This window comes from Streptomyces sp. NPDC087844 (assembly GCF_044742785.1).
Classification (GTDB): domain Bacteria; phylum Actinomycetota; class Actinomycetes; order Streptomycetales; family Streptomycetaceae; genus Streptomyces.
In genome coordinates this window covers 13,632-35,265 of the sequence record NZ_JBIUVD010000015.1, presented here as the reverse complement: position 1 = coordinate 35,265, position 21,634 = coordinate 13,632, and the positions used below count along the sequence as shown (strand labels likewise).

Sequence of the window (21,634 nt, the reverse complement as noted above, 5' to 3'; positions counted from 1 at the left end):
CATTGTCCCCCGCGCTTGCACTTTGGCAACAGCGTTGTTTAAGTGGAGGGCATGACTGGCACAGGTTCTGACACCCCCCTCCGCCCGGGCTCCCGCCGGGAAGGCCCCTTCCGCGTGGGTCTCGTCGGCTACGGCCTCGCGGGCTCCGTCTTCCACGCCCCGCTGATCACCGCCACCGAGGGCCTCGTCCTCGACACGGTCGTCACGGCGAACCCGGACCGGCAGCGGCAGGCGCGGGACGAGTTCCCCGACGTGCGCTTCGCGGCGACCCCCGACGAGCTCTGGCAGCGTGCGGACGAGCTGGACCTGATCGTCATCGCGTCCCCGAACAAGACCCACGTCCCGATCGCCAGGGCCGCCCTCGAAGCGGGTCTGCCGGTGGTCGTCGACAAGCCGATCGCGGGCGCGGCGGCGGAGGCCCGCGAGCTGGCCGCCCTGGCCGACGAACGCGGTCTGCTGCTCTCCGTCTTCCAGAACCGCCGCTGGGACAACGACTTCCTGACGCTCCAGAAGCTGATCACCGAGGGCGGACTCGGTGACGTCTACCGCTTCGAGTCCCGCTTCGAGCGCTGGCGGCCCGAACTCAAGGGCGGCTGGCGCGAGTCCGGCGATCCCGCAGAGATCGGAGGTCTGCTGTACGACCTCGGCAGCCACGTGGTCGACCAGGCGTTGGTCCTCTTCGGCCCGGCGGCCACGGTGTACGCGGAGTCGGTCGTCCGCCGGGCCGGCGCCGAGGCCGACGACGACACGTTCATCGCGATCACGCACACGAACGGCGTCCGTTCCCACCTCTACGCCTCCGCGACGACGGCCCAGCTCGGCCCGCGCTTCCGCGTGCTGGGCTCGAAGGCCGGGTACGTGAAGTACGGCCTCGACCCCCAGGAGGCCACCCTGCGCGACGGCGGACGCCCGGTCGCGGGCGGCGAGAAGGAGTGGGGTGTCGAGCCGGAGGAGCTGTGGGGCCGTGTCGGCTCGGGCGAGTCCCCGCCGACCGGCGGCGGCACCCCGGTCCCGACCGTGCCGGGCGCGTACCCCGCGTACTACGCCGCTGTGGCCGAGGCCCTGCGCGGCACCGGGGAGAACCCGGTCACCGCGCTGGAGGCCGCCGCCGCGCTGGACGTCCTGGAGGCCGCGTACCGCTCGGCCCACGAGAACGTGACGGTGACCCTGTGAGTACTCCCACCGACCCGGCCCCCACCGCACCGACGGTCGCCGAACTGGAGGAGCAGGAGCGCCGGCTGACGCTGCCCCGCTTCACCCACGAGGACGCGTGGGTCCTCGGCTCGCTCCTCGTCGACCTGGCCCGCGAGCGCGACGCGCCCGTCGCCGTCGACATCCGCCGCGGCGGTCAGCAGCTCTTCCACGCCGCGCTCCCCGGTTCGACCCAGGACAACGACGCCTGGATCGACCGCAAGCGCCGGGTGGTCGAGCGCTACGCCGCCTCGTCCCTCCTGGTCGGCACCCGCTTCCGGGCCAAGAACACCACGTTCGAGGCCTCGTCCCGCCTGGACTCCGACACGTACGCGGCCCACGGCGGAGCCTTCCCGATCACGGTCGAGGGGGCGGGCGTGATCGGCACGGTGGTGGTCTCGGGCCTCCCCCAACTGGAGGACCACGCCTTGGTGGTGAGGGCTCTGACCCACTTCAAGGCTCTTTAGCACAAGGGCCTCTGGTTCACGGGCAACGGGTTCACGGGCAACGGGCTCACGGGCCATGGGCTCACGGGGCAATGGGCTCACGGGCCATGGGATCAGAAGCCGTTGTAGCACGGCGGCAAGGCCCGCCAGGAACATCCGCTGACCAGCACGTAGATGATCGCCGCAAACAGCGTCTCGTCAGGCGTGTCCTGCGCCCCACCGCCCTGCCGCCGTGCCGCCCTGCCGCCGTGCCGCCGTGCTTTCGACGGCGGGACAAGAGGCCTCGCGATCTCCCACAGCCCGTCCGCCGCGTGCTGCCTCGAAAACGGTCGCCATCAGCCGGGTTCCACCGCCCGACGGGACCGGCCAACGGTCGCGCTCAAGACGGTGTACGTGCCCGTGGCGCCCGTCCTCCTCGGCCGACAAGCACGCGGACACGGAGTTCTGACCTCGTTCACCGGCGGGGCTGCGCAGGGCCCGCACAGTCATACGGCAGGGGGTGTTCGCAGCGCGATCATGGCGACGTCGTCGTCGTTGTCCTCGGGGCGGACCTGGTCCAGCAGCAGGTCGCAGAAGGAATCGAGAGGGCGGTGGGCGAGAGAGGCCGCGTGTCGGCGCAACCGGTCAAGCCCGTGATCGATGGAGTAGTGCGGAGATTCGACCAGTCCGTCGGTGTAGAGCAGGAGCGTGGCCCGGGGTGGCAGAACGGTGACGGCGTCGGGGCGAGGTCTGGTGACTCCGGTGCCGAGGAGTATGCCGTGAGCGCCGTCGAGGTAGCGGGCCTGACCGTCGTGGGTGATGAGCAGGGGCGGCGGATGGCCGGCGTTCGTCCAGCGCAGGCGCCACAGTGTGTCGTCGCCGAGTGTGAGCTTGGCCAGGATCATGGTGGCCATGGGTGCCTCGGCTATGTGCATCACTGCCTCGTCGAGCCGTGTGACGACGGCGCTGGGTGCGGCCCCGGGGTGGGACCAGGCGAAGGCACGCAGCATGTTACGGACCTGCGCCATGCCGGCCGCGGCGTCGAGATCGTGTCCGACGACGTCGCCGATGGCCAGTGCGTGGGCATGGGCGGCCAGGGCGAAGGCGTCGTACCAGTCGCCGCCCACGGATGAGGCGTCCGGAGCGGGCACGTAGCGCGCGGTCATCTCCAGTCCGGGCAGGACGGGCAGTTGCGGCAACAGGTGGCGTTGCATGGTCTCGGCGACTTTCCGCTGGCGCTGGTACAGGCGCGCGTTGTCCAGCGCCAGGCCCGCCCGGCGGGTGAGGTCCTCCAGTAGCGGCAGGTCGGCAGGGGTGAAGGCGTCACGACGCTGGGCGCGGCCCAGGGTCAGGGCGCCGAGTACGTCGCGCAGCCCGCGGATGGGTGCGATGGCGGCGGAGTGCATGCCTGTTGCGGTGAACAGGCGCTGCTGCTCGACCGCGATGCCGGAGTCGGGCGGACCTTGGTAGGTGGCGGGGCCGGCGAGGGAGGAGGCGGCTCCGCGCAGGGCCCGTGACAGGGGCATCGGCGACTCCGCCGGCACCGGAGGCATCGGGCCTTGCAGGTCGTCCCGCTCGACGAGAATGCCGTCCTTGTGCTCCATCACGAGCACCCGTCGCACTTCGTCACGTTCGGTGAGCAGGTCGAACACGGCCCAGTCCGCGAGCCGGGGCACGGTCAGGGCGGCCAGTCGGTTCAACGCCTCGTCCACGTCCAGGGTGGACGTGAGCTGCGTGGTCGTCTCCGCCAGCAGGGCCAGTCGGTCCAGATCCGTCAGCGCCGCGGAGTGCTCGCCATCGCTGTGGTCGACGTCCGACTGCTTCGGCGGCTCGTACAGCAGTACCAGCGCACCTGTCCGGCTCGGATCGAGTGTGTAGGGCGTGACCAGCCAGGACAACCGGACCAGAGTGCCGTCCCCGCGGGCGAACCACTCGGCGTCGCCATGCCTGGTGTCGCCCGTGAGGAGTGCCTTCCTCACCCGGCAGCGTGTGCGCGGCACCGAATGCCCGTATCTGTCCCGGTGCAGCAGGTCATGGAAGTCCTGACCGACGAGTTCTGAGGCTTCCCTGCCCAGCAGGTTCCGCGCCGCGCTGTTGACCGCGACGATGAGGCCGTCGTCATCGACCGCGATGGCGGATGCCCGTAGGTTCTCCAAGGTTCCGTCGAGCGGGGCGCCAGAACGCGCCTGGTGCCCGGGGAGGGGAGCACTGTCCCTCCCGGGAGCGGCGGCGTCGTCCATGTCTCTCCTCTGGTCAAGCCCGAATCGCGTCGAGTACCCCAACCGGTTCCCGGCATGCATCGCGGATTCGTCTGCCCTGCGTCGACTGCTTGAGCACAGCCTGCTTGAGCACAGCCTGCCTGAGCACAGCCTGCCTGAGCACAGCCCGGTGCAGGAGGAAACCGTCCTTCAGGTTGGAAGGGGCTCCGTGTCCGCCGGACGGGCCGGCCGTTGACCAGGCAACGCGCACCTGCCATCCCCTGCGCGACGGTTACGCGGTCTCCGAGGGCCCGGCTCCCCATCTCTCGATCCCGGGCCCTCGCCTCATGGCCGGTGCTCCGGTGACCACCTGTCGGCGTACACACCCGCCGGAGCCCCAGTGGAACGACTACGCAGGGGCGAAAACCTGCCGCTGCCGCCCCAACCCCGTGATCTCCAACTCCACGACATCCCCCGCCCGCAGGAACGGCTTGGGCTCAGGCATCCCCAGCGCGACCCCCGCGGGCGTCCCGGTATTGATGACATCCCCGGGATAGAGAGTCATGAACTGACTCACGTACCGCACCACTTCCGCCACGGAGAAGATCTGGTCGCCCGTACTCCCGTCCTGCCGCAACTCCCCGTTCACCCACAGCTTCAGCCCGAGCGCCTGCGGGTCAGGCACCTCGTCCGCCGTCACCAGCCACGGCCCCAGCGGATTGAACGTCTCGCAGTTCTTCCCCTTGTCCCAGGTCCCACCGCGCTCGATCTGGAACTCCCGTTCGGACACGTCGTGCGCCACCGCGTACCCGGCGACATGCGCGAGCGCCTCCTCGCGCGAGCCGAGGTACCGCGCCGTACGCCCGATGACGACGGCCAGCTCGACCTCCCAGTCGGTCTTGACCGAGCCACGCGGCACAAGCACCGTGTCGTGCGGCCCGACCACCGTGTCCGCGGCCTTGAAGAAGATGACCGGCTCGGCAGGCGGCTCGGCCCCCGTCTCCCTGGCGTGGTCGTGGTAGTTGAGGCCGATGCAGACGACCTTGCCTATCCGGGCAACCGGCGGCCCGACCCGCAGCCCGTCCGCGTCGAGCGCGGGCAGTTCCCCGGCCTCGGCGGCGGTACGGATCCGGCCGAGCGCCGCGTCGTCGGCGAGCAGCGCCCCGTCGATGTCCGGCACGACGCCCGACAGGTCCCGCAGGACTCCGTCGGCATCGAGCAGCGCGGGACGCTCGGACCCCGCCGTACCGACTCGCAGCAGCTTCATGAGCAGTGTCTCCCTTGATCGCGGGCGGCCCACCGACGGGTGCAGCCATCGGAGGACTGGTCGATCCTCCAAGGTCGACGTCCACTCCGCAATACCTGGTTCATGTAGTGGACCGTAACCCTGGGAGCCAGCCCTTGATCAGCCCAGCACGGCGGCGGCCGGCACCGTACCCGGCATGTCCCGGTACAGTGCGGCCCGCTCGACCGCGCTCCACGTCGTGCTGGTGACCACGTACAGCGCGGCGGCCAGCGGCACGAACGCCACGGTGAGCAACGTGAAGAAGGACATCAACGGCATGACCTTGGTGATCGCGCCGAGCCCGGGCACCTGCTGCTGCCCGTCCTGGAACCCACCGGCCGTCCCGGCGGTACCGGCCGCCGTGCGCGCCGCACCGGCCGCCATCATCCGCTTCGTACGCCGATAGTTGAAGGTCGCGACGACGGTGACGATCACGAACAACCCCACGTACACCAGCCCCTGCGCCCCGAAGACCCCGCCGTCGCCCAGCGCGTCCGCCCACCGGTCCCCCAGCGGCGCCGCGAAGAGCTTGTGGGCGAGCAGGGAGTTCGCCTCGTCGCCGATCCGGGAGTTCGAGAACAGGTGGTAGAGGAGGAAGAAGGCCGGCAGCTGGAAGAGGCTCGGCAGGCACCCGGACAGCGGGGACACCTTCTCCGCGGCGTGCAGTTCCAGCACGGCCTTCTGCAGCTTTTCGGGGTTCTTCCCGTGCTTCTTGCGCAGCTCGGCGATCCGCGGCTGCAGCGCCGCCCGCGCCCGCTGCCCGCGCGCAGAGGCCCGCGACAGGGGATGCACGAGGAGCCGTACGAACGCGGTGAACAGGACGATCGCGGCGGCCGTCGCCGAGTCGTGGAAGAGCGGGCCGAGGAGATCGGCGAGCCCTTCGACGAGGCTCGCGAAAGCGGACATGAAGGTGGAGAACAGGGTGGAGAACAAGGAAGAGAAGCCGGACATGGGTGAGCCCTCCGTGGGTCTCGTGGGTCTCGTGATGCGTCGATGCCGAGGAGATGTGAGACGTGACGCGCGTCCAGGTGAGACGTGACGTGCGTCGGCATGACGACCCGCGAAGGGCACTGCGCAAGCAGGAGGAGGAGCGGGAGCAGGAGCGGGAGCAGGAGCGGGAAGAACGCTGCTGCGAAGTCCCTACGCGGCCGTCGGGAGGGCCCGGCCGGGGGCTCGGGGACGCGTGCGCCCCCGGGCGTCGGGATCGCGCTGCGGCAGGAACGCCGTGCGCCGCGCACGGTCGCGCATGGCCGTACGCACCCGGGTCCGGGGCACGGCGGGCGCGAGACGCGAGGAGATCAGGGAACAGGCGGCGAGCGCGGACCCGGCCGCGGCGGTGGCCGCGAACGCGACGGCGACGGCTCCGGAGAGGCTGCCGGTGTCGAGGAACGCCACCTGGAGAACGAGAACGAGCAGCAGAACGGCGGGCTTCACCTGCGCCCAGGTCCGTGTCATCGACTGCCCCTCCCCTCTGTCCCTCGGCTACTTCGAACGCTGCGGCCTCCTGCCGTTATACAGGATCGGCTGCCGGAGGCCGCCACACGGACTCCGTCCCCCCGAATCACCGGATCCGGGGCTACCGAGGCCGTACGGAGCGCAGCTTCCCCCAGACGACCAGTCGATACTTGGAGGTGTACTGGGGTGTGCAGGTGGTGAGCGTCAGATACCGCGCGGGCTCGGTGTACCCGTACGTGGGCCTGACCGTGCTGCGAGGAATCGCGCGGATCGTTCCGCCGTCCCCGGGCGAGGTCCGCGGCAGCGTCCGGTCGACGACGTACGTGTGGACGGCGGCCCGGGTCTCCACCTCGACCCGGTCCCCCCGCCGCAGCCGGTCGAGATGCCGGAAGGGCTCGCCATGGGTGTTCCGATGCCCGGCGAGGGCGAAGTTCCCGACGCGGCCGGGCTGGGCGGTGTCCGGGTAGTGCCCGACGTATCCCTTGTCGAGCACACCGGACTTGCCGACACCTTCCGCGACGGGCACACGGAGCCCGAGCCGGGGAATGGCGAGGACGGCGTAGGCCTGGTCCCATCGAGGGCGTGCCCCGGACCCGGACCCGGACGCGAACCCGGACCCGTCATCCGACGCAAGCCGACCCCCGACACCCACCTCCTCCCCGTCAGCTGAATCGCTCCCCTCCCCCTCCTCACCCTCCCCCTCCCCGCCGCTCTTGCCCACCCCTCTCTCCCCTTCCCACTCCCGTTCCAGGGCCTGGACCTTGCGCTCGGCGCCTTCCTTGGCCTGCCGGTTGGTCCACCACAGCTGATGGGCAACGAGCAGGAGAAGGACGAGACCGAGGGTCACAAGGACTTCGGCGCTGTTCCAGAGGAGCCGGGCGGTACGCGCACGCCGCCGCCGACCCCGCTGATGGATGACGGGAACCCGCACGCGCGCCTCCTCTCCCGGACCAGGGCCGGGACCGGGCTGCTGGTGCCGAGGGCCGCACGATAGGGGCTGAGGCGCCAAGTCACCATCCCCATGGACGCCGCGCTGAACACTCCGCGGCAATCCGACCCCTGGCCTGCACATACCTCACCTCTGTCGGCGGTCGGCAGTACGGTGTCACTCATGCGCCCCGACACGCCTGCCGAGTACGTCGACCACAACGCCGAAGCAGCACGCCTGGAGCGGACAGCCGGCCTGTATCCCGAGGATGCCGAACACCTGCTCGTGCAGGCAGCGGCCCACCTCGAACTGGCCGACGACCGCCCGCGAGCCACCTCTCTCTACGACCGCCTGCTCTCCAGCACCGCCCCGCTGGAGAACCCGTTCCTGGTACGGGCCCTGAAGGCGGCCAACCTCTGGGAGTACGGCCACGAGGCGGAGGCCAGGGCGATCATCGAGGGTGTCCGCGCGTCGGCACCCCGCGACCCGGCCCCCTGGGTGATCGTCGCCGAGTCCCTGGAGTCCCACGACGAGCTGGAGGCGGCGCAGGAGACGTTCACGGAGGCGGCGGTCCACCTCCTGACCGGCGTCGCCGAGCCCCCGTACGCGACCCTCCCGGTCCTCTTCGGCCGCCACCGCGTACGCCGGATGCTGGGCCTGCCCCACGACGAGTGGGACGGCCGCGCGGACACCCTCAACTCTTCTCCGGTCTCCCTGGACGAGCTGCACGACCCGAAGCGCGTGTGGTCGCTGGGCTCCGACAACCCGGCGGAACTGCAGGCGGAGATCTCCCGCCTGCGCGCCGAACTGGGCACGTTCCGCGAGGCGTTGTCACGCCCGTTCCCGGTGGCGGTCCTCCACTGGCCGGCCCCCGAACTGACCGAACTCCTGACGGCGTACCCGTCCCTGTCCATGGAGTACCCGTCCCACGAGGAACACCTGTCGACGATAGAGGCCTCGCTACGAGAACTGGCCGCGTCGGGCACCCCGAACCTGGGCATCGTGACGGGCACGGTCCCTTCTTACGAGGCCTTCGCAGCCTCGGAACTGGCTTCCCCGGGCGACGCGTCACTGCTCCCGCAATATGCGACGACCTTGGCGGCGAGGGGGAGGGCTGTGGCTTGGCCGCCGGAGCGGGGGGCTGCTTGTTGGTGCGGGTCGGGTCGGGGGTATGGGGACTGCCACGGCGGCGACGCGTGACCTAATTTTCCCCACTACGTAGCGTGTGAAATCGAAGGAGTATTGGGTGGCGGAGTCGGGGGATCTGGCCCAGCCGGACGCCGGTGTTTATGAGCAGCTCATCACCGAAACCCTGCACGGTCAGATAGAGCAGCTCGAAGCGTCAGGTTGGAAGGCGATCCACGAGGAAGTCAGTGCGGAATCGGCTCCGCACGTGCTCGCTCGCCACATCGCTGAAGCTGTCGGGCGCAGGCTGAGCCGACTACCGCACGACAAGCGGGTCGCCGCCGCCAACCAGATCCTGTCGTCGCTCGATGAAAGTGCGCCAGAGCCTGACGAGTCCGTCGGCGCCATCATGGACGGCCCCCGGCAGCTACTGTCTCTCGCAGAGCAGGAGGCGCCGGGCGTTTACGCGCTCCGCCCGCTCACGCCTCTGTCTGAGACGGCGCTCATCACTAACGCTTCCGATGACCCGAGTCTGGGTGCGGAGCTGCGAGCCGAATTGGCTACCGCGGACAGTGTTGACCTGCTTTGTGCCTTCGTAAAGTGGTACGGCATTCGCGTACTGGAAGACTCACTCCGGGCCGCCAAGGAGCGGAACGTACGGATTCGCGTCATCACGACGACTTACATCGGCGCCACCGACCGGCATGCGCTTGACCGCCTCGTCCGCGACTTCGGTGCCGAGGTAAAGATCAACTACGAGATCCGGTCTACGCGACTGCACGCGAAGGCATGGTTGTTCCGACGCAACAGTGGTTTCGACACCGCGTATGTCGGCAGCTCGAACCTGTCTAAAGCTGCGTTGCTCGACGGCTTGGAGTGGAACGTACGTCTGTCGTCGGTGGCGACCCCCGCGGTCCTGGACAAGTTCGAGGCGACCTTTGACGCGTACTGGAACGACATCGCCTTCGAGTCTTACGACCCTGACGGTGATGGTGAGCGCCTCGATCGAGCCCTCGCGCAGGCTGGCGGCACCGGGTCTGCAACCGACTTGAAGATCAATCTCTCTGGCCTTGAGGTACGGGCATTTCCCCACCAACGGGACATGCTGGAACGCCTCACCGTTGAGCGCGAAATTCGCGGTCGAAACCGCAACCTTCTTGTCGCAGCCACCGGTACGGGTAAGACCGTGATGGCTGCCCTGGACTACCGATCTCTCCGCAAAAAGCTCGGCGGCGGGAAACCGAGGTTGCTTTTTGTGGCCCACCGCAAGGAGATACTCCGGCAGTCGTTGCGTACGTACCGCGAAGTACTCGATGACGCATCCTTTGGGGAGTTGCTTCATGGAGGCGAGGACCCCCGAGACTGGAACCACGTCTTCGCCAGCGTTCAGTCGCTGCGGGTTCAGCGACTGGAACAACTCGCCCCGGACCACTTCGACATCATCGTCATTGACGAGTTCCACCACGCCACAGCGGCCACGTACCGCCGGGTTCTCGACCACTTCAAGCCGAAGGAACTACTCGGCCTCACTGCTACGCCTGAGCGCATGGACGGACGAAACGTCCAAGATGAGTTCTTCGATGGACACATCGCAGCGGAGATGCGGCTGTGGGAAGCACTTGAGAACGACCTACTGTGCCCATTTCACTACTTCGGCATCCCGGATGGCACAGACCTGACCAACCTCGGTTGGCATAAGGGCACATACGCGGACCGCGGGCTCGACAACCTCTATACAGGAAACCACGCGCGCGCTCGCATCGTGGTCAAGCAGATCCGCGACAAAGTCTCCCGCCCAGGAGCCATGCGCGCCTTGGGTTTCTGCGTCTCCAAGGTCCATGCCCACTTCATGGCCGACTTCTTTCGCAAGGCCGGCTTCGAGGCCGCGGCACTCGACAGCGAATCACCCGCTGCGGTGCGAGCCCAAGCTCTGGACGATCTGCGCGACGGCAAGCTGCAAGTGATCTTCTCCGTCGATTTGTTCAACGAGGGGCTCGACATCCCCGACGTCGACACCCTCCTGCTCCTACGTCCGACGAACAGCGCCACAGTCTTCCTCCAACAACTGGGACGCGGCCTGCGCCGCACGGAGACGAAGCCGGTACTCACCGTTCTGGACTTCATCGGGCAGCATCGAGCGGAGTTCCGCTTTGAGGAGCAGTTCCGGGCCCTGACGAACCTCACTCGGAACCGACTCGTGGACCATATCGAGCGAGATTTCCCTCAGCTTCCATCCGGATGCCAGATCATCCTGGAGGGCAAGTCGAAAGACCTCGTCCTCGACAATATTCGCACCCAACTGAGCGCCACCATCAAGACGTTGGCGACCGAAGCCAAGGCCTATAGCACACCGCGGATAGCAGACTATCTCCGCGAGAGCCGCCGGGAGATCAGGGAGATCTACAAGAGCGACAACTCATGGACAGCCATCCTCCGCAAGGCTGACCTTATTGAAGATCTCGCGTCCCCAGAGGAAGCGGCACTCCTTAAGCGCGTTCACTCTTTTCTGCATGTTGACGACCCCGAGCGTGCCCACGCTTACCTTCGCCTACTCTCGGACGATGCGCCTGCGTACGAAGATCTGGCTCCCACCGACCAGACGTACGCCCACATGCTCTTCTTCAACCTGTGGGACAACGCCGGAGGCTTCACCAGTTTCCAACAGGGGCTCGACTCACTGCGCTCCCAGCACGTGTTCCGCGATGAGCTTCGACAAGTGCTGTCTTACGTCATCGAACGATCAGACCATTTTCCGATCCCGCTATCGGGCCCGCATCGCCACGTCCCTTTGAAAGTTCACAGCGCGTACAACCGATCGGAAATTCTGGCTGCTCTCGGCGTGGCCCGTTTCGGTGGCCAGATGCCAAGGTCCTTCGCACAGGGCGTCCAGTGGGTCGACCAGATACAGACCGACGCCCTGTTGATCACGCTGGAGAAGAACGAAAAGGACTTCTCCCCCACCATTCGCTACAAGGACTACGCACTCAGCCCCAACCTTTTCCACTGGGAATCGCAGAACGCAATCGCGGGTCATTCGCGTACTGGTCTGCGCTACCAGCAGCATGAACAGCAGGGAAGTCACGTCTTGCTGTTCATGCGCCGCTACAAGAGCAACGACATGGGCAAGTCCCAGCCCTGGATGCTCCTGGGACCGGCAACGTACGTGGAGCACACCGGCAGCAAGCCAATGGCGATCACTTGGCGCCTAAAGCATGATCTTCCAGCCGATGTGTGGACGTACTCGGCTATCGCAGCGGGCTAGCAGCGGGCCAAATCCCAGACTCAAAGTCAGTGCCGTCCGCTAGCGTCGGAGTATGGACACATCTCCCATTGAACCTGGGCAGCTCACGACGCGAGCCAAGATGAAGAAGCTCTTCGGCGGAGGAGATCAGGAAGGGATAATCCTATCCAAAGCGACGCCAAATATATTAATCTACACAGACCACGCAAGCGGCAAAGAGTACGGCTACGAGGATGGCTGGCTCGAAGAAGAAGACGACCTGGGCCCTATCTTCGAGTACACAGGCAAAGGTCGCATTGGGCATCAAACCTTTGAAGGATTAGCCGGCTCCCGCAACAAGGCCATTCTCCGCCATGTTGACGATGGTAACGCTCTGCGCCTCTTCATGGCAGCAGGTAAAGACCCGAGCTCCAGCTCCTCCGCAAAGCTGCAACGTTATCTCGGCGAATTTGAACTTGACGCTAAGCAACCCTACACGATTCGTGAAGCCGATGATCCCGAAGGAAATCGACGACTGATCATTGTCTTTCGGCTGCGGCCGAAGGGGAAAGTGCAACACATTCCCGAGGACGCGATTACTCCAGCGGAGACAACGCAAGTCCAACAGGTGTCAGCAGCGGTGACCGCAAGTTCGATGGTCGAGCCGCCAGGCAAGCGAGCGTCGGTGAGCAGGCGTTCAGCCCAGCCAAGCACCATAGCGGAACATCGCAAGATGCAGCTTCTGGGCGACTATCACAGGCGTCTCAATGAGCAGCAACACAAAGTATTCGCCTACCAGATAAAGATCGCAGGAACGCGGTCTACTCTAAAAACTGATCTATACGACGCCACCGATCACGTGCTGTACTGCGTGAAGGGTGAGAGCAGTCGTGAGGAAATACGCATGGCTATCGGGCAACTCAAGGACTACGTCCGGCACATCGATCCTGCCAACCCGAAGCTGGCTGTACTACTCCCCGAGAACCCGCACGAAGACCTTCAAGACCTTCTGAACAGAGAGGGCATCAGCCTGGTCTACCAGGATGGCGAGAAATATGTGACACACACCTCAGGGAGCTAGCATGCCGTCATTAGAGCACGACTTCCTGTCGGAATCCGCACTGCAAATAATGGAAAACGCCGCAAAGTCGGGCCTTTTTAGCTACCAGGAAGGAGGCCGCAAGCTCTTCGATTTCTCATGTGACCTCAAAAAGGACTGGTCCAAGATAGTCTCAGGGCAGACTTTATGGAAGCATGACAGAGATGGCATAGATAAAGACATACGGACGCTGCTCACCCAGCGAGACGTAGCAGCCGCGGTATATATAGCTCGTCATTCAACCCAGAACAAGAGACGACTAGCCGAAGTGACTGGCTCGTACCGTGACACTCCGATGCGAGAGCGATTGTCTCGGCTTAGAGTCTTCTGGGTTCCAGCGGACTTCGACGCGAAGAACGCAAACGCCCGAGATTCGGCCTACGAGACCCTGCGGGACGAGATGACCAAGGACTTGTTGATGCAAGTAGCCCTTGGCGGACTAACTGCACAAGATGTATCTCGCTTCGCAGCTTCGGGACGCCCCGGCTACCCTCTCACAATCCTGTCCTACGCAAAAACCCAAGATTATCGAAGCCTCTCGAATACCGCAAAAGCCTTGGGATTCAGCACACAAATCCTCAAGGAAGAGGTCCAACGACTTTTCGTCATAGGTTTTCTTGAGAGCGACAGCCTCCAGGGTGGTATATATCGGGTGAGTGACAGCGGGAACGCCATGCTCGACATTTGCTCCCGCCTGCGCGACTACCTTCATGGAAATCTCGGAGAGGGCAACGAGAACAAAGAGCTCGAACACATATGTCGGCTACTCGGAATCGACTACTCATCAATACCCTCTGAGGTAGCAAATACCATCACGCAGGCAGAGCTGCAGAATCCGACCGCACTTCTCATGCAGCACGTAGCCCAGGCTGATATGGACGAGTCGGTTGAGTGGCCGGAACCGTACTTCGCGCTGCCGAGCGGCTAACAACTACTCCGCTCAGCAGCACCCTCTCCGGCTTCTACTCAAGTCAGGTTGATAGGCCGACACCTTCGGCAGCCTTCGCCTCGTAGCGAGTCTGTGCACGATCGAGTGCGCCATCGACATCGCAACCGTGCGCGCCGAGCCAGCGAAGCAGGTCGGTGATCATGCCGATCGCTGCTTCCTCTGCGATGGCCGTGCTCAAGATGCGGGAGCTCGGCGCGGGCGGGGGCTCTCCGGGGTTGTCGCCAGATAGGCACATAGGCACCTGCGCCCGAGTAACGCGATCGGCCATCCCTGCGCAAAATCCGTGCGTGGAGCTCAGTCCGGTCTGCAACTCGCACCAAGTCACTTTCTGGTCGAGGCAGAGTTGGACGCCCCATCGGTCGGCCACGGCGTCGATGATGGCTACGCCTCGTCCGGCTTCGGCCTCGGAGCTGGCGTCGAGAAGGGTGGGCAGGGCACGCGTGTCGGGGTCATGAACTTCGATGCGTAGGTATGCGCCGTTCATCGAGACGGCGAGCTTCGCGGGTGTGCCCGGGCCGACGTGTGTGATCACGTTGGACACGAGCTCGCTGACACACAGCTGAGCAGCGTCTGTGACCTCGCCCAGATCCCACAGTTCGAGGTGCGACCTGAGGGTGTGCCGAAGCCCTGAGACCTCTTCAGGTTCGGCCACGAACAGCAGGTCCCACGGCTTCCGCAGCAAACCGGCGGTGCAGTCCATCGTTGAACTCCCATGACGAAGTGTCGCGTTGCGTTGTGCAATCGACTACATACTGAGAGTTGCATTGGAACTCTCAAAATGGAACTCTCATCCTGAGCTTGTGGGAGCGCGACCGCGGTTCGCACGCCCCCGGCGCGTGCCACCTTGCCGTCGCAGTTGAGCAACCTCGACCATCTGACAGACCGCCATGAGAGGCCGTGAACATGCCAGTCGGACCTACCACCCGCAGGCGCCAGTTGGGCGCCGACCTACGTCGCCTCCGTGAGCGCAGAGGCTTGACGCTTGAGGAAGCGGGCGCGCGCGTCGGCATCTCGAAGGCGACACTGAGTCGCTACGAGACCAAAGAGGGATCGGTTAAATGGCCTGCCGTGGATGCCCTTTGCCGCGAGTACGCCGCTTCGGACGCGGAGCGTCTCGCTCTGGTCGATCTGGCGAAGGGCGCCAAGATTCAGGGCTGGTGGCGGTCCCTCGCCGACCCCATCCCTGAGTCAATGAACCTCATGCTCACGCTTGAGGACGAGGTGGTGCGCGAGGACCACTACGCCTGCATGTACATCCCAGGGCTCTTGCAGACCCGCGGTTACGCCGAAGCCGTTCACCGCGCCTCGGAAATGCGGTGCGCTGAGCGGGAAGTGCAACACATGGTGGACATCCGCATGAAGCGACAGGAGCTTCTACAGCGGGAGGACCCACCGCACGTTTGGTGCATCATCGACGAGGCCGCTATCCGGCGAAGCGTTGGTGGACGGACAGTGATGCACGAACAGTTGCGACACCTACTCATCACAACCGAGCTCCCCCACGTCACCATCCAAGTGTTGCCGTTCTCAACAGGCGCTCACGCAGCGGCGGTTGGGAGCTTTGTAGTCCTGGGAGGCCAGACTCCCGAGCTTGACGTGGTGTACGTGGACATCCTCGGCGGTGGACTCTTCATGGAGAAGCCGGAGGAACTGGAGCGCTATAGGTTGGCGTTCCAATACCTTCGCGCACAGGCCCTCGACCTGGAGGCTTCCATGGCGCTGATCCAACGTATAAGCGAGGAGTCCTGATGGACATACAGCCCAAGTCCCGCTGGTTCAAGTCCTCATACAGCGGTGGAAGTGGTACTGAGTGCGTCGAGTGTCTCCGCGATGACGACCACTTGAAGGTGCGCGACTCCAAGAGCGCAGACGGGCCGGTTGTGGCTGTCCGCGCTGATGCTTGGCGGGCATTCATACGGGCGCTGTAGGGCTGCCTCAGAGGGCTGGATGGCCTGCGCTGGACTCCCATAGCTATCCCAATTGATCTGCGCTGTATGAGATCTGTGTTCGGGACGAGAGATATCCTGGCGCACGAAATTCCAGAGGCCAGGCGGATACGCCATGGGTCCATGGCCTACCGGCTTCGGCGTCGGGCGCCTCGGACCGTGAACGGTTGACGGCCGAACCGAAAGGTACCAGGGGACGACGTGGCGCTTGCTGAGCAACTGGTTACGGTGGGGGCCGTTCTGGCCGGTGCCGCGGGGTCCTACTTCACTACTCGGCTGACCGAGCGTGATCGGTTTGCGCGGGACCTCCGCGTTCGGTGGGATGCGCACCGCCTCGACTCGTATGTCGCCTACGTGGCCGCCGTGAAGCACGTCAATCGATGCACCCAGCAGATATTCGGTCTGCAGTGGGACGGTGGCGATCCGGCGGCTCGCGAGCCTCTACTAGCCGAGATGAGGGCCGCCGAGGGCGATCGATCGCACGCCTTCGAGCAGGTGATCCTGCTCGGTGACGCCGGGACCGTACAGGCTGCTCACGATCTCAATGAGCGGTTGTGGCAGCTGGAGCGGCCGGCTCGGGGCGTGGAAGAGATCACCGAGGACGTGTGGCGCGAGCGTGCCAATGCGTGGTTGGTAGCGCTCAACAACTTCCACGCCCATGCTCGGCAGAATCTGGGGATCTCTGGAGAAGCCGCTCGGCGTGATGTGGTGCCGCCTACTCGTGCCAGTGCGGATTAACAACCGGGTGGGGATGGTGGGCCCCGCTTCCACAGTGCCCTTGGGGCCGCACGCTTCTTCGCAGTGTCGTGCCTCCGCGGGCCGTGTAAAGGGCGGCCTGCGGCCGTCGCCTGCGGCGATTGCGCTGCGCTTCACCCTTGACTCGGCCCGCTCCAGCACGGGTGAGAAGCGAGCGTGCGGCCCGGAAAAGTGAGGGCCCGCTGGGTGGGCACGCGGGCGGGTCGGTTGGGCTGTGGGGCGGGGTTTGCGGGCGCGGTCGCGTCTCGCCGGGACGCCGGGTTGGCTCAGCGGGTTTGGGTGGGTAATCGGCGCCGCTTGGGCGCTTGGGGCAGAGCGGGCTTGTGGGTGCAGGAACTTGCCTGGTCCCGCCGTGGCCCTCGCCCCGCGCCCCGGTTCACGTCACACGGCCGTGTGACCCAGGTCTCTTTTCTGTCGTGCAGCAGAATCGTGGGCTGCGCCGTCGAGGGGGTGACAGGAAGGGAGGAGCGGGTGGAACTGGCTGAAGAACGGCATCGGCTCGGCGGGCGTGGTGAGGTCGGCGCGGCGGAGATGGACTTCCGTGGGTTCGTCGATGCCCGGTCGGCCTCCTTGTTCCGCGGCGCCCTCGTGCTGACCGGGAACCGTGAGGCCGCGGAGGATCTGGTTCAGGAGACTCTGGAGCGGGTCTGCCGCAAGTGGCGGGTGATCGTGGCCAAGGACGCGCCGGACGCGTACGTACGGCGGATCATGGTGAACCTGGCCAACGACCGGTGGCGGCGGTTCCGTCGGACGGCTGCGCAGCAGGTCGGCGACGAGCTGGCGGCTCCGGGCGACGAGTACGGGCGTATCGACAGCGCAGATCCTGAAGACCCGGACCCAGACCCAGACCCAGACCGAGCTGGGCACGGTCAGCGAGGTGGACTGCGGCGAGTACGGAAAGCCGGGCGCCGTCATCCAGGTCGACCCGCACAGCCCGGAGACCGTGGCCAAGGGCGACACCGTCAATGTGACGCTCTGCGCCGGCTGAGGGTCCGGAGCGCCCTCTCATCCATCTCTGATCCATCCCTGACCCGCCCCTCATCGGCCCCTGATCTGCCCCTGTTCCGCCGCCTTCGCCTTGCGTTTCCTCCCGGTACCGGTGCCCGGAGGGGTGGTGCCCGGTCCGCTCGGGGATGATCTGTCCCATGGGGCACATGGGGCATGAGAAAGGGCGCGGGGCGGACATGGACGACGCCCAGGCGTGGGACGAGCGGCTGGCCTGGGCGTACGGACTGATTTCGAAGAATCCGGCCGAGCGGGCCGTCGCACTCGATCACCTGGCCTCCGCCCGCAAGGCGACGGCGGAGGCTGTGGCGCGCTTCAACACGACGTTGATGTCGCTGCAGGAAGAGGGGGTGGAGGAACCGTACGAGGTTCCGGCTCTGCGGTCGGCCTGGGAGGAGCGCCTGCGGACCGGGGCCCGTTCGCTGCCCGACGGTGTGTGGAACAGCCTGGATCACGAGGACATCGTCGAGTGGCCGGGGCTGCCCTACGCCCTGCTCTTCCTGGAGTGGGAGGCCAGGTATCCGGATGAGTGGACCCTCGCCGCCAAGGAGTGGGGGACGAAGGAGAAGCTCATCCGGGAACTGGCCGTGGACTCCGTCGGGCGCGATCCGGTGGCCCGGACCAAGCTGATCGACCTGGTGGAGATCGTCGTGCGGCGGGCCTATCGCTGCAAGGACCGCGAGTACGTGCGCGTCGCCCGGGTCGTCGACGGGCCTCCGCTGCGCGTGCGGCTGGAGGCGGCCCGGCGCTCGGAGAATCCCTGGGCCCAGTTGCACGCCGGGTACGTGCTGTGGCTTCTCGACCGGCCCGAGGTACCCAACAGCCGTCTTGTCTGGCGGACCTGGCTGGCGGACACGCGGCAGTGAGTGTTGGCGCAGAGAGCTGCGGCAACCTTTCCCTCCACTGCTGCCACCCCTCTTCTGACACCCCCAACTCCCGTAAAGGGAAGGTCAGATGAGTCGCAACAGCAACAGCAACAGCCAGGTGAGCAGCCGCCAGGTGAGCAGCCGCAGACGGTTTCTGGCCGGTTCCGTCGGTGCGGTCGGCGCCGGGGCTCTCGGTGTGCTGGGCCTGCCCGGTACCGCCAGTGCCGCCGCGGCGGCGACCGGCACCCTCTACATCGCCAGTGACTCCACCGCGCAGACCTACAGTTCCGGCTACTACCCCCAGGCCGGCTGGGGCCAGAAGCTGTCCACGTACCTCACCTCGAACATCACCGTCGCCAACCGTGCCATCGGCGGGCGCAGTTCGCGTTCCTTCATCGAACAGGGGCGGTTGGCGACGATCCATCAGGTGATCAAGGCCGGCGACTACCTCTTCGTGCAGTTCGGGCACAACGACGCCACCGTGGGCAACGCCGAGCGGTACACCTCCCCCGCCGACTACAAGGAGTACCTGCGCAACGACTACATCCGGGGTACCCGGGCGCGGGGCGCCACACCGGTCGTCGTGACGCCCGTCTCGCGGCGCTCCTACAACGCGACCACGGGAAAGTTCAACGTCTCCTTCCCCGCGTACGTGGATGCCGCGAAGGCGGTCGCGCAGGAGGAGGGCGCTCCGCTGATCGACCTCTCGGCGGCCAGCCGCGCCTACCTCGACGGGATCGGCGTCGAGGCGTCCAAGGGGATCTTCCTGTGGCTGAACGCGGGGCAGTACCCGAACTTCCCGAACGGAGTGCAGGACAACACCCACTTCCAGGAGCGCGGCGCCGTCGAGATGGCCCGCCTGGTCGCCCGCGCGGTGGCGGGGCTGGGGCTGCCGCTGTCGGGCGAGGTGGTGCCGGGCACCTGACAGGGCGGATCGGCGGATCGGCGGATCGGCGAGTTAGTCTCGGCTGACCGCCGGAACGTGGTCGTCGGACGTGGTCGTCGGACGTGGCCGTCGGACGCGACAGCAGCAGGAGGCAGTGATGGCGAAGGTACCGGCCGCGGTGGTGGCCGCCGGTGGGCTCGTCGGCGGGTACGGGGTCGCCCGCTGGACCAGGAAGCGGCAGCTCGGCGGGGTCGTGCTCGCCGCCGCCGGGGCAGCCGCCGCCCAGCAGTGGCGGCAGCAGGCCGGCGGGAGAGCCGCCGGGGCACTGACCGCCGCCTACGTCGCCGCCTTCGCCGGATCCCATCCGCTCGCCAAGAAGGTCGGGGCGTGGCCCGCGGTGTTCGGGGCGGCCGGGGCCGTCGCCCTGGCGTCGTGGGCCGTGGCCGACCGGCGAGACTGAAGACCGGAGAAACTGAAGACCGGCAGGGCTGAAGACCGGCAGGGCTGAAGACCGACAGGCCCGCGACCGGCGGGGCCGCGATTCGGCAAGGCCGAAAACCGGCGGGGCCGAAGCTCGGCCCCGCCGGTCGGGTCGGGTCAGGTCAGGTCGACACCCACACTTGGGTCACTCGCGGATCACTCGCGAATTACTTGCGGATCACTCGCGGATCACTCGTCGACGGTCGTGCCGAACGCCGCGTCGTCGCCCGGGGCGCCGAGCGAGGTCGCGCCGTAGAGCCACGAGCCGGTCGCGACGAGTCCCTTCGTGCTCGCGGACAGGTGCCAGACCACTCCGTCGTGGTTGTCCTCGTCCGGTGCGGCGGCCAGCAGTTCGGAGCGGCCGTCGTGGTCCGTGTCGGCGAGTCGCACCTGCGCGCCCCACAGGTCGCCGGCCTCCGCGGTGCCGGGGACATCGGTGCTGTTCTGGTCGAAGGACAGCGCGCCCGTGGCCGTCAGGCCCTCCGCCGAACCCCGCAGCTGCCACACCGCACCGGCGTCCGCGACGGTTCCGATGTCCTCGCTGGGAGCGCCCACCGCGACGTCCGCGTAACCGTCCCCGTCGACGTCTCCGACGGACAGCTCGGTGCCCCAGGCGTCACCGGGCTCGCCGGATCCGGGCACGCCCGGGGTGTTCTGCGTCCACCACTGGGCCGCGCCGCCGGGACCCTCCTGCTCCTCCTGCGCATCGAGGCCGTCGTCGCCGCCGTAGTAGACGCCGATCAGACCCCCGGTCATGCCCTCCGCCTCGTGGTCGGGGCTGCTGTTCTGGCCGGTGACGAGGTCGTCGTACCCGTCGTGGTTGATGTCGCCCGACGCGGTGGAGATGCCGCCGCGCAGGTCACGCTGGTGGGTCACACCGCTCTCGCCGCCCGTGTAGACCGACGACCAGCCCTGCTCGTAGTCGTCGTCGGGGCTGTATCCCGAGATCACCAGATCCGCGTAGCCGTCCGCGTCGTAGTTCCCGGTGGTCAGATAGGCCGGTGCGATGGCACGCCCGACGGGGTGCGCGGTCGTGTCGAGCGTGCCCGTGTGCCGCAGGGCTCCCGCGCTGTACGTGAACAGCTGCACGCCGCGTCGGTCGGCCACGGCGACGACGTCGCCCGGGGTCGCCCCGGTCAGCCGTGCCGCGGTGGCCGTGGAGCCGAAGCGGTCACCGGCGACCGGGTTCGCGGACGCGACGGTGACGCTGCGGGCGGCACCCAGCCCCTTCTTGGAGCCGTACAGGACGGTCACCTGCCCGGCGTTCTCCAGCGAACCGACCTCCTCGCCGGGCGCCCCGATCACCGCGTCGTCGTATCCGTCGGCGTCGATGTCACCCGTGGCGACGGCCGAGCCGAAGGCGTCGTACGTCTGCGAGGTGCCCGGGACATCGGCGGTGGACTGGCTGAAGACCGCGGTACGAGCCCCGGGAACGCTGTCGTTCTTGCCGATGCCGTTGGCGGCCCCGTACTGGACGGTGACGAATCCGGCGCCCGCCTTGCCGTCCACCTTGCCGCTGGGTGCTCCGATCAGGACGTCGTCGTAACCGTCGCCGTCGAAGTCGGAGTTGCGGTCGTGCGCGGCGGTCCCTCCGGGGGTGCCCGCGAAGGCGGCGGGTGCGGCGGCGATACCGAGGCCGGCCAGCAGCAGGAAGGAAGTCGCGGCAACGGCTGCCGAGGCGGCCTTGCCACGGGAACGTCTGGTGGTGACGGCTGTGGTGCTTGTGGCGATAGCGGTAGCGGCGCTGCGCTGCTTGCTGGTCATAATCTGTTCCCCCGTTGATGAAGTGTCATGTGAGGTCGAGCCTGGCTTGTGCGAGA

The 21,634-nt window shown here is 66.7% G+C and carries 19 protein-coding genes and 2 pseudogenes; 13 read left to right on the top strand and 8 right to left on the bottom strand.

Going from position 1 to position 21,634, the window contains the following annotated elements:
• Positions 1-51 precede the first annotated feature (51 nt).
• The gene (locus ACIOKD_RS26560; RefSeq protein ID WP_402088836.1) at positions 52-1,173 is read left to right on the top strand and encodes a Gfo/Idh/MocA family oxidoreductase; all 1,122 of its coding nucleotides are present in this window, start codon (positions 52-54) and stop codon (positions 1,171-1,173) included.
• On the top strand, positions 1,170-1,658 hold the full coding sequence (locus tag ACIOKD_RS26555) for a heme-degrading domain-containing protein (RefSeq protein ID WP_402088833.1): 489 nt from the start codon (positions 1,170-1,172) through the stop codon (positions 1,656-1,658). The genes ACIOKD_RS26560 and ACIOKD_RS26555 overlap by 4 nt, the downstream gene beginning before the upstream one ends.
• A gap of 104 nt (positions 1,659-1,762) precedes the next feature.
• Here the strand turns inward: ACIOKD_RS26555 and ACIOKD_RS26550 are convergent.
• The 6 genes and pseudogenes from ACIOKD_RS26550 to ACIOKD_RS26525 all read right to left on the bottom strand — a co-directional run.
• Positions 1,763-1,936 (bottom strand): annotated as a pseudogene (locus tag ACIOKD_RS26550) (transposase); the annotation flags it as partial.
• Positions 1,937-2,122: 186 nt separating this feature from the next.
• Positions 2,123-3,856 carry a SpoIIE family protein phosphatase gene (locus tag ACIOKD_RS26545; RefSeq protein WP_402088830.1) on the bottom strand — a complete coding sequence of 578 codons (1,734 nt, stop codon included), beginning with the start codon at positions 3,854-3,856 and terminating at the stop codon, positions 2,123-2,125.
• 367 nt (positions 3,857-4,223) lie between these two features.
• Positions 4,224-5,081: a fumarylacetoacetate hydrolase family protein gene (locus ACIOKD_RS26540; protein WP_402088827.1), complete on the bottom strand. Its 858-nt coding sequence runs from the start codon at positions 5,079-5,081 to the stop codon at positions 4,224-4,226.
• Between the two features lie 138 nt (positions 5,082-5,219).
• Positions 5,220-6,005 carry a YidC/Oxa1 family membrane protein insertase gene (locus ACIOKD_RS26535; protein WP_402089284.1) on the bottom strand — a complete coding sequence of 262 codons (786 nt, stop codon included), beginning with the start codon at positions 6,003-6,005 and terminating at the stop codon, positions 5,220-5,222.
• 234 nt (positions 6,006-6,239) lie between these two features.
• On the bottom strand, positions 6,240-6,554 hold the full coding sequence (locus ACIOKD_RS26530) for a DUF6412 domain-containing protein (protein ID WP_402088824.1): 315 nt from the start codon (positions 6,552-6,554) through the stop codon (positions 6,240-6,242).
• 121 nt (positions 6,555-6,675) lie between these two features.
• Entirely contained in the window at positions 6,676-7,485 is an 810-nt protein-coding gene (locus tag ACIOKD_RS26525) for a class E sortase (RefSeq protein WP_402088822.1), read from the bottom strand.
• Positions 7,486-7,665: 180 nt separating this feature from the next.
• On the opposite strand from ACIOKD_RS26525, the gene ACIOKD_RS26520 reads away from it, so the two are divergent.
• Genes ACIOKD_RS26520 through ACIOKD_RS26505 form a run of 4 tightly spaced genes read left to right on the top strand, consistent with a single transcriptional unit; the run spans position 7,666 to position 13,854 of the window.
• Positions 7,666-8,682, top strand: coding sequence for an SEC-C domain-containing protein (locus ACIOKD_RS26520; protein ID WP_402088820.1), 1,017 nt, complete (start codon positions 7,666-7,668; stop codon positions 8,680-8,682).
• A gap of 46 nt (positions 8,683-8,728) precedes the next feature.
• Positions 8,729-11,869, top strand: a complete 3,141-nt coding sequence (locus ACIOKD_RS26515) for a DUF3427 domain-containing protein (RefSeq protein WP_402089281.1) — start codon at positions 8,729-8,731, stop codon at positions 11,867-11,869.
• 52 nt (positions 11,870-11,921) lie between these two features.
• Entirely contained in the window at positions 11,922-12,908 is a 987-nt protein-coding gene (locus tag ACIOKD_RS26510) for a hypothetical protein (RefSeq protein WP_402088817.1), read from the top strand.
• A gap of 1 nt (position 12,909) precedes the next feature.
• Positions 12,910-13,854 carry a hypothetical protein gene (locus ACIOKD_RS26505; protein ID WP_402088815.1) on the top strand — a complete coding sequence of 315 codons (945 nt, stop codon included), beginning with the start codon at positions 12,910-12,912 and terminating at the stop codon, positions 13,852-13,854.
• A gap of 43 nt (positions 13,855-13,897) precedes the next feature.
• Here ACIOKD_RS26505 and ACIOKD_RS26500 read toward each other — a convergent pair whose 3' ends face one another.
• Positions 13,898-14,575: an ATP-binding protein gene (locus ACIOKD_RS26500; RefSeq protein WP_402088813.1), complete on the bottom strand. Its 678-nt coding sequence runs from the start codon at positions 14,573-14,575 to the stop codon at positions 13,898-13,900.
• 203 nt (positions 14,576-14,778) lie between these two features.
• Here ACIOKD_RS26500 and ACIOKD_RS26495 point away from each other — a divergent pair, with 203 nt between their 5' ends.
• The 7 genes and pseudogenes from ACIOKD_RS26495 (at position 14,779) to ACIOKD_RS26465 (ending at position 19,794) form a co-directional block, all read left to right on the top strand.
• A complete protein-coding gene (locus ACIOKD_RS26495) occupies positions 14,779-15,624 on the top strand; it encodes a helix-turn-helix domain-containing protein (RefSeq protein WP_402089278.1) in 846 nt (281 codons plus the stop codon).
• Complete coding sequence (locus tag ACIOKD_RS26490; protein WP_402088810.1) at positions 15,624-15,803, top strand: DUF397 domain-containing protein; 180 nt, start codon at positions 15,624-15,626, stop codon at positions 15,801-15,803. The genes ACIOKD_RS26495 and ACIOKD_RS26490 overlap by 1 nt, the downstream gene beginning before the upstream one ends.
• A 219-nt stretch (positions 15,804-16,022) precedes the next feature.
• Positions 16,023-16,559 (top strand): hypothetical protein, encoded by a 537-nt coding sequence (locus ACIOKD_RS26485; protein ID WP_402088808.1) that lies wholly within the window; start codon positions 16,023-16,025, stop codon positions 16,557-16,559.
• 549 nt (positions 16,560-17,108) lie between these two features.
• Positions 17,109-17,315, top strand: a pseudogene (locus ACIOKD_RS26480) (sigma factor); the annotation flags it as partial.
• A 416-nt stretch (positions 17,316-17,731) separates the two neighbouring features.
• A complete protein-coding gene (locus ACIOKD_RS26475; RefSeq protein WP_402088805.1) occupies positions 17,732-18,448 on the top strand; it encodes a hypothetical protein in 717 nt (238 codons plus the stop codon).
• Between the two features lie 88 nt (positions 18,449-18,536).
• On the top strand, positions 18,537-19,373 hold the full coding sequence (locus tag ACIOKD_RS26470; protein WP_402088803.1) for a rhamnogalacturonan acetylesterase: 837 nt from the start codon (positions 18,537-18,539) through the stop codon (positions 19,371-19,373).
• 118 nt (positions 19,374-19,491) lie between these two features.
• Positions 19,492-19,794 carry a hypothetical protein gene (locus ACIOKD_RS26465; protein ID WP_402088801.1) on the top strand — a complete coding sequence of 101 codons (303 nt, stop codon included), beginning with the start codon at positions 19,492-19,494 and terminating at the stop codon, positions 19,792-19,794.
• Between the two features lie 209 nt (positions 19,795-20,003).
• Here the strand turns inward: ACIOKD_RS26465 and ACIOKD_RS26460 are convergent, their stop codons facing one another.
• Positions 20,004-21,578, bottom strand: coding sequence for an FG-GAP repeat protein (locus tag ACIOKD_RS26460; protein ID WP_402088798.1), 1,575 nt, complete (start codon positions 21,576-21,578; stop codon positions 20,004-20,006).
• Positions 21,579-21,634: the final 56 nt, after the last annotated feature.

Bases quoted from the DNA above. Each gene is read 5' to 3' on its own strand.
- ACIOKD_RS26500 (WP_402088813.1), bottom strand. From the start codon at position 14,575: ATGGACTGCACCGCCGGTTTGCTGCGGAAGCCGTGGGACCTGCTGTTC.
- ACIOKD_RS26540 (WP_402088827.1), bottom strand. From the start codon at position 5,081: ATGAAGCTGCTGCGAGTCGGTACGGCGGGGTCCGAGCGTCCCGCGCTG.
- ACIOKD_RS26505 (WP_402088815.1), top strand. From the start codon at position 12,910: ATGCCGTCATTAGAGCACGACTTCCTGTCGGAATCCGCACTGCAAATA.
- ACIOKD_RS26510 (WP_402088817.1), top strand. From the start codon at position 11,922: ATGGACACATCTCCCATTGAACCTGGGCAGCTCACGACGCGAGCCAAG.
- ACIOKD_RS26535 (WP_402089284.1), bottom strand. From the start codon at position 6,005: ATGTCCGCTTTCGCGAGCCTCGTCGAAGGGCTCGCCGATCTCCTCGGC.
- ACIOKD_RS26475 (WP_402088805.1), top strand. From the start codon at position 17,732: ATGGGGCATGAGAAAGGGCGCGGGGCGGACATGGACGACGCCCAGGCG.
- ACIOKD_RS26495 (WP_402089278.1), top strand. From the start codon at position 14,779: ATGCCAGTCGGACCTACCACCCGCAGGCGCCAGTTGGGCGCCGACCTA.
- ACIOKD_RS26560 (WP_402088836.1), top strand. From the start codon at position 52: ATGACTGGCACAGGTTCTGACACCCCCCTCCGCCCGGGCTCCCGCCGG.
- ACIOKD_RS26490 (WP_402088810.1), top strand. From the start codon at position 15,624: ATGGACATACAGCCCAAGTCCCGCTGGTTCAAGTCCTCATACAGCGGT.
- ACIOKD_RS26545 (WP_402088830.1), bottom strand. From the start codon at position 3,856: ATGGACGACGCCGCCGCTCCCGGGAGGGACAGTGCTCCCCTCCCCGGG.
- ACIOKD_RS26465 (WP_402088801.1), top strand. From the start codon at position 19,492: ATGGCGAAGGTACCGGCCGCGGTGGTGGCCGCCGGTGGGCTCGTCGGC.
- ACIOKD_RS26520 (WP_402088820.1), top strand. From the start codon at position 7,666: ATGCGCCCCGACACGCCTGCCGAGTACGTCGACCACAACGCCGAAGCA.
- ACIOKD_RS26460 (WP_402088798.1), bottom strand. From the start codon at position 21,578: ATGACCAGCAAGCAGCGCAGCGCCGCTACCGCTATCGCCACAAGCACC.
- ACIOKD_RS26530 (WP_402088824.1), bottom strand. From the start codon at position 6,554: ATGACACGGACCTGGGCGCAGGTGAAGCCCGCCGTTCTGCTGCTCGTT.
- ACIOKD_RS26470 (WP_402088803.1), top strand. From the start codon at position 18,537: ATGAGTCGCAACAGCAACAGCAACAGCCAGGTGAGCAGCCGCCAGGTG.